The organism is Bradyrhizobium sp., assembly GCF_019242285.1.
Lineage (GTDB): Bacteria > Pseudomonadota > Alphaproteobacteria > Rhizobiales > Xanthobacteraceae > Bradyrhizobium.
In genome coordinates this window covers 1-6,193 of the sequence record NZ_JAFAVV010000907.1, presented here as the reverse complement: position 1 = coordinate 6,193, position 6,193 = coordinate 1, and the positions used below count along the sequence as shown (strand labels likewise).

Annotated in this window: 7 protein-coding genes and 1 pseudogene; 7 read left to right on the top strand and 1 reads right to left on the bottom strand. The window is 66.4% G+C overall.

Features of this window, described 5'->3' with window-relative positions; genetic code table 11:
• Positions 1-347: pseudogene (locus tag JOY90_RS37320) on the top strand (cytochrome P450); the annotation flags it as partial.
• Positions 348-356: 9 nt separating this feature from the next.
• Here the strand turns inward: JOY90_RS37320 and JOY90_RS37315 are convergent.
• Positions 357-1,022 (bottom strand): formyltransferase family protein, encoded by a 666-nt coding sequence (locus JOY90_RS37315; RefSeq protein ID WP_291696091.1) that lies wholly within the window; start codon positions 1,020-1,022, stop codon positions 357-359.
• A 95-nt stretch (positions 1,023-1,117) separates the two neighbouring features.
• Here JOY90_RS37315 and JOY90_RS37310 point away from each other — a divergent pair, with 95 nt between their 5' ends.
• The 6 genes from JOY90_RS37310 to JOY90_RS37285 form a co-directional block, all read left to right on the top strand.
• Positions 1,118-1,489 carry a hypothetical protein gene (locus JOY90_RS37310; protein WP_291696090.1) on the top strand — a complete coding sequence of 124 codons (372 nt, stop codon included), beginning with the start codon at positions 1,118-1,120 and terminating at the stop codon, positions 1,487-1,489.
• A 148-nt stretch (positions 1,490-1,637) separates the two neighbouring features.
• Positions 1,638-2,831, top strand: coding sequence for a LysM peptidoglycan-binding domain-containing protein (locus JOY90_RS37305; RefSeq protein ID WP_291696089.1), 1,194 nt, complete (start codon positions 1,638-1,640; stop codon positions 2,829-2,831).
• Between the two features lie 384 nt (positions 2,832-3,215).
• Entirely contained in the window at positions 3,216-4,076 is an 861-nt protein-coding gene (locus tag JOY90_RS37300) for a xanthine dehydrogenase family protein subunit M (protein WP_291696088.1), read from the top strand.
• Positions 4,077-4,078: 2 nt separating this feature from the next.
• On the top strand, positions 4,079-4,561 hold the full coding sequence (locus JOY90_RS37295) for a (2Fe-2S)-binding protein (RefSeq protein WP_291696087.1): 483 nt from the start codon (positions 4,079-4,081) through the stop codon (positions 4,559-4,561).
• Entirely contained in the window at positions 4,558-5,319 is a 762-nt protein-coding gene (locus tag JOY90_RS37290; protein ID WP_291696086.1) for an N-acyl homoserine lactonase family protein, read from the top strand. Before JOY90_RS37295 ends, JOY90_RS37290 begins: the two co-directional genes overlap by 4 nt.
• Positions 5,312-6,193 (top strand): molybdopterin cofactor-binding domain-containing protein (locus tag JOY90_RS37285; protein ID WP_291696085.1); only part of this gene is annotated, 882 nt, incomplete at its 3' end. The genes JOY90_RS37290 and JOY90_RS37285, both read left to right, overlap by 8 nt.

The following is a 6,193-nucleotide window of genomic DNA, read 5'->3' as shown; positions in this document are numbered from 1 at the left end:
TTCTCCAAGCCGCGCTATGTGCGACGCGATACCGAGCTCGACGGCGTCAGGCTGAAGAAGGGCGAGCAGGTCATGGCGATGATCGTGGCGGCGAACGCGGACCCTGAGGCGAGCCCGCATGCGGAGACAGTCGACCTCGAGCGACGGCCGAACCGGCATTTGTCGTTCGGCACCGGCATCCATTTCTGCCTCGGCCATCAGCTCGCGCGGATCGAGACGATGGCGGCGCTCGAGGCGCTGTTCACGCGCCACCCTAAGCTTCGTCTTGCCGTCGATCCCGCCGAAATCCGCTGGCGCCGGCCCCGGGCCTGCGCTCGATCGCGCGGCTGCCGGTCGTGGCGGCATGAACCGCCGCGTCAGTTCGCCACCGCGCGAAATTCGATGCCGTGCAGATTGATGGTCGGCGTCATGCCGTAATGGTTGGCGCCGAAAATCCGCATGCGGCGATCGAGCTCTTCCTTGCTGATGTCGAGCGGGATGTCGCAGATCGCGCGGTAGCCGCGACGCGAGTTCTTCTTCGAGCTCCAGTGCAGGGGGCCGGCCGGCAACGCCGACGCGTCGGTCGCAAGCTTCTTCGACAGCCGCCAGAACAATTGCGCCAGATGCGCATAGGCCAATCCTTCGAGGCCGAGCACGCTGATCTCGGCGGGGACTTGAAACAGCGCGGTCTCGACGATCGGCCCGGAGTCGACGCGCTCGGCCATCAGATGCACCGTGACGCCGAATTCCCGGGCCTTCTCGTAGAGCGCGAAATGCGCCGGCGCCCAGCCCGGATATTGCGGCGGTCCCGGATGGAAATTATAGGCGCCGTAACCGAGCGCGCCGAGTAGATCGGGCTGCACGATCACCGGGCTCGAGAAGGCGATCAGCCGGGCCCGCCCGAGCGTGGCTGGATCGAATGCGGCCAGGTCGTCGCGCGTCGATGCCGAATGCACGACGAGCTCCGGATTGTGGGCGCAAAGCAGCGCCGACAATGGACCCTGCTCGACGGCTCCCGTCAGCAGGATGATCGTATCGAACACGGCCAACTCCCCAACCCCGGCTTGCTCGTCCCCGCGTCAAGGTTTCGCCTTGGGCATTAAAATGCGCTTAAGGAGTTTGTTCAGAGGCATCCATCGTGGTTGGGGATTTGGCAACCAACGTCGACCAGGAATTCGTCAAAGTGGCCGAACCACGGTACGATCGCGAAGCAGCGATGCGGCGCGTCTCGCCATTAACCATGAAAATAACATCCGGCCGGGCGGAACCACGAAACCGTGAACGGCGTTGGCCTGCCGGTTGCGAGATCTATGACATGCGGCGAGTTTCCGATTGGTTCAGGCTGTTCTTGGGTGCGCGCTTGCTGGGTTCGCGGTTTCGACGCGTCTCCGCCGCACCATTGCCGCTTTCGACCGACGAGTTCGCCCGCCTGATCGCAAGCGGCAGGCCGGACGACATGAAACTCCTGGCCAAGGCGCTCTCCCGTAGTGCTATACTGCCCGCCGATTGATTGGCCGCGACGTCCCGATCGAGCGGTAGTATTGCGGGCCACCGTTCGGCAGGCTTGATGAACGGCGCGAATGTGCGCAGTGTCTGCGACAGATTCGGCGATTTCCGTTCGGGCAGCCGAATGTCCTGTCGACGAACGATATCTCACGATGAATGTCTTGCTTGGCCTATCGATGAGCCGGATCGTCGTGTCGTTGGTGGCCATGGTTGCGGTCGCCGGCGCGGCGCAGTTTCTCGTGGGCGGTCCATTCTTCCGTCATGCGCCATCGGCCGAGGTCGAGAAGGCGGGCGGCACGGCTGACGCCGCGCTACCGATGGTGTCGAAGCAGGTGCCGGCTGCGCTCGATCGAGGGACCTCCCCGCTCACGGCGGCCGAACGGCAGGCCAATGATCTGGCCGCCTTGTTGGGACCCTCTCCCGCGCCGGCTGCGGATGACGGCGTCCCGGCGTTCGACGTCGTCACCATCGACCCGAACGGCGAGGCCGTGATCGCGGGCCGGGCCACGCCCGGCGCCACCGTCGAACTGCTGCGCAATGGCGAGCCGCATGCTCGCGTGGTCGCCGATCCATCCGGCCAGTTCGCCATGACCCCGCATCCGCTTCCGGGCGGGACATACGACCTGACCTTGCGCGTCCGTCGGCCGGACGGCAGCGAGGTCACCTCGAAACAAAGCGTCGCGGTGGCGCTGGAGTCCGCCAAGGACCGGCCGACCGTCGCGCTGATGACGCCGGACAAGCCCACCGTCGTACTATCGAAGCCGGCGGATGCTGCGGAGACGGTGAGGGTGGATGCGGTGGACATCGGCCCGGGCGGCAAGCTTTCCATCAGCGGCCATGCCCGTCCGGGCGCCACGGTGCGGCTCTATCTCAACGACAGCTTTGTTGCTGCCGCGACAGCGGGTGCGGACGGACGTCTCGCCATCACGATCAACGAAGGCGCTGCGCCCGGCAACTACCGTGTCAGGCTCGACGAGATGGCGGCAAGCTCCGGCACGGTCCGCGCGCGCGCCGAGGTGCCGTTCGATGTGCCCGAGACGACGACCGGCGCGGTGCCGGCCCAGACGCCTGCGCCCAGCGGGCCGGAGCTTGCCGCGGCAGGCCCGCCGCAGCTCGCTGCTGCGCCGACGACCGTTCCATCGGACGGAGGCTCGCCGTCGGCTGTGGTCGTACCGAAGATCGCGACGGTCGCCGTCTCCCGCGGCGACAGCCTGTGGCATATCAGCCGCCGCGCGCTCGGCGTGGGCGAGCGCTATGCCGTCATCTTCCGGGCGAACCGCAAGCAGATCCGCGATCCCAATCTCATCTATCCCGGCCAGGTCTTCGTCGTTCCGGCGCGGCGGTGACGGGAGTCGTCCCAACCGGGGCCCCGCCAAGGTTATGTGCTTCGCCTGGAGCCGGTTCGTCAGCAAGGATTGGTCATCCGATTGTTTCCGTCGAAACAGCAGGGCGATCGCATCTGAGCACACTGGTCGTTTTCACTTCCCCCTGAAAGGTGTCGAACAGGGAGCGAGCCGAACCTGCACACCGGTGGCCGTCGTGCGCAGCAATACACGTGCCTGCTTGAATGGCTTGACCGGGAAGCTGTCAAAAGTCTACTTATGCAAGTGACAATTCCGGAGGGCGAGACACCCAATGGGCGGGCCCGATTTGACAGCCCCGCAAGGGATCATCGATGCTGCGTCGCTTCCGGCGCCGATGATGGAGATCGACCATGGAGGGCATGTCGGATGAAACCTGCCCCGTTTGACTACGTGGCGCCGTCAACGGTCGAGGCCGCCATCGAAGCGCTGGTGGCGGCCAATGGCGAAGGCAAGATCCTGGCCGGCGGCCAGAGCCTGGTGCCCTTGTTGAATTTCAGGATGGTGCGGCCGGCCGTCCTCATCGACATCAACCGCATCGAGGGATTGTCCTTCATCGAGCTGCGCGGCGACAAGATCGCGATTGGCGCACTGACCAGGCACCGTGCACTCGAGCGCTCGCAATTGATCGCCGAAAAGCTGCCGGTGATGAAGGCGGCGATGCGCCATGTCGCGCATGTGGCGATCCGCAACCGCGGCACGATCGGCGGCAGCCTGTCGCATGCCGATCCCGCCGCCGAGCTGCCGATGCTGGCGCTGTTCTACGGCGCGACCATCGTGGCGCAGGGCGCTTCCGGACGGCGCCACATCGCCGCCGAGGATTTCTTCGTCGATGCGCTCACCACCTGTCTCGCGCCGGAGGAGATCGTGGTCGAGATCGAATTTCCTTTGCTGGCGCATGACGGCTGGGGTTTCGAGGAGATGTCGCGCCGCTTCGGCGACTTTGCGCTGGCCTGCATCGCGGTGGCGATCCGGCGCGGCGGTGACGTGCTCGACGATCTGCGCGTGGCGGCAATGGGCGTCGGTGACACGCCGCTGCGGCTGAGAATGGTCGAGGATCAGCTTCGCGGCGCAGCGATCGACGGCAGCATGCCGGAACGGCTCGCCCAGCTCGTCTCAGCCAGTGTTTCGCCGAACAGCGACGTTCATGCTTCCGCCGACTATCGCAGGCATCTCGCCGGCGTGCTGGCGAAGCGGGCCCTGACGACGGCGCTTGCGGCGAAGGCGTGAGCATGGCCACGATCCGCGTCACGGTGAACGGCGAGCGATACGAGGAGGTCGCGGTCGAGCCGCGGCTGTTGCTGTCCGACTTCCTGCGCGACACGCTCGGCCTCACCGGCACCCATGTCGGTTGCGAGCATGGCGTCTGCGGCGCCTGCACGGTGCTGCTCGATGGCGACAGCATCCGCTCCTGCCTGACCTTGGCGGTGCAGGCCGATGGCTGCGAGATCGTCACGGTGGAAGGACTGGGCACACCGGATGCGCTGAACGGGCTGCAAACCGCATTTCGCGAGCATCACGGTCTGCAATGCGGCTTCTGCACGCCGGGCATGCTGATGACGGGCGAGGACCTGCTCAGGACATATCCGCTCGCGAGCGACGAGGAGATCAGGGAGGGCCTGTCCGGCAACCTCTGCCGCTGCACCGGTTATCAGAACATCGTTGCGGCGGTCCGCAGCGCCGCGGCCCAACGCCGGGAGAAGGCTGCATCATGAAGCTGAATTTCCTCGCCGCCGGCCGCGTCCGCATGAGGAAAAGCATCTATCTGCCCGACGCCGACCGCAGCGAGATGATCGACCTGCCCGTGAGCAGCGCACTGATCCGGCACAAGCAGGGCAACGTGCTGTTCGACACCGGCTGCCATCCGTCGGCAGTCGACAATGCCGAGGCGCGCTGGGGCGGGATGGCGAAGCTGATGAAGCCCCTGATGCGCACGGAGGAGACGCTGCTGCCGAGCCTTGCCTGTGTCGGCCTCGCGCCCGACGACATCGACGTGGTCGTCAACTCGCATCTGCATCCCGACCACTGCGGCTGCAACGTCTTCTTCAAGCGGGCGACGATCCTCGCCCATGCCGCCGAGATCGAAGCGGCCAGTGTCGAGGGTGCCGAAGCCAAAGGCTATCTGCGCGCCGAATGGGATCTGGGCCGGCCGATGGAAACCGTGACCGGCGAGAAGGACCTGTTTGGCGACGGAAGCGTGGTGCTGCTGCCGCTGCCCGGCCATACGCCGGGCTCGGTCGGCGCGCTGGTCAATCTCGACCGCGACGGTCCGTTCCTGCTCGCCTCCGACGCCGTCAGCCTGCGGCAGCACCTCGACACCGACATCCCGCCACGCAACACCGTGGACAAGGAGGCGCAGCTTAAGACCTACGAGGAGGTGCGGCGGATCGAGAAATCCGGCGCCACCATCATCTGCGGTCATGACGATGCGCAATGGCACGGCTTGCGCAAGGGCGCCGAGGGTTATGAGTAGCGACCGCCGCGCGCATCCGGAGGACGTGCTGCGGCCGCGCCATGTCGGCGCGCCGATCAAGCGCACCGAGGATCCGCGGCTGCTCACCGGACGCGGCGAGTACAGCGCCGACCGCAAGCCGGACCGTGCGCTCCATGTCGCCTTTCGCCGCAGCGACCAGCCGCATGCGAGGATCGCAGCGATCGATGCCGCGGCGGCAGAGAGTGCGCCGGGCGTGGTCGCGGTGCTGACGGCGGACAATATCGCCGACACGTTCAAGCCGCTGATTCCTGTCTCGCGGATGCCGAACTATTACGCAACGCCGATCCTGCCGCTGGCGGCAGGCAAGGTCCGCTACGTCGGCGAGGCCGTCGTCGCCGTGATCGCGACCTCGCGCTATCTCGCCGAGGACGCCGCGGAATTGATCGAGATCGATTACGAGCCGCTCGGCGTGCCCGCGTGTAGCGAAGACGCGCTCGCCGCCGACGCGCCACTGCTGCACGAAAAGGCCGGCACCAACGTGCTGATCGCGCGGGAATTCAAGAAGAGCGACGTCGCAGCCGATCTTGCCGCCGCGGCCGTGAGGGTCGGCGGCCGTTTCGAGATGACGCGCAAGGCGCCGCTCGCGATGGAGCCGCGCAGCTACACGGCGGAATGGGACAAACGCCGCGGCGCAATCACGCTCTACACCTCTTCCAACATTCCCGGCATCGTTCGCGACGCGATCTCGGACTCGCTCGGGCTTCCCGGCAGCCGGTTGCGGGTGGTGGCGCCCGACGTCGGCGGCAGCTTCGGCTCCAAAGGATCGCTCTATCCCGAGGAACTCCTGCTCTGCATCGCTGCGCGAAAGCTCGGCCGCTCGGTGAAGTACACGGCCGATCGCCTGGAGGACGTG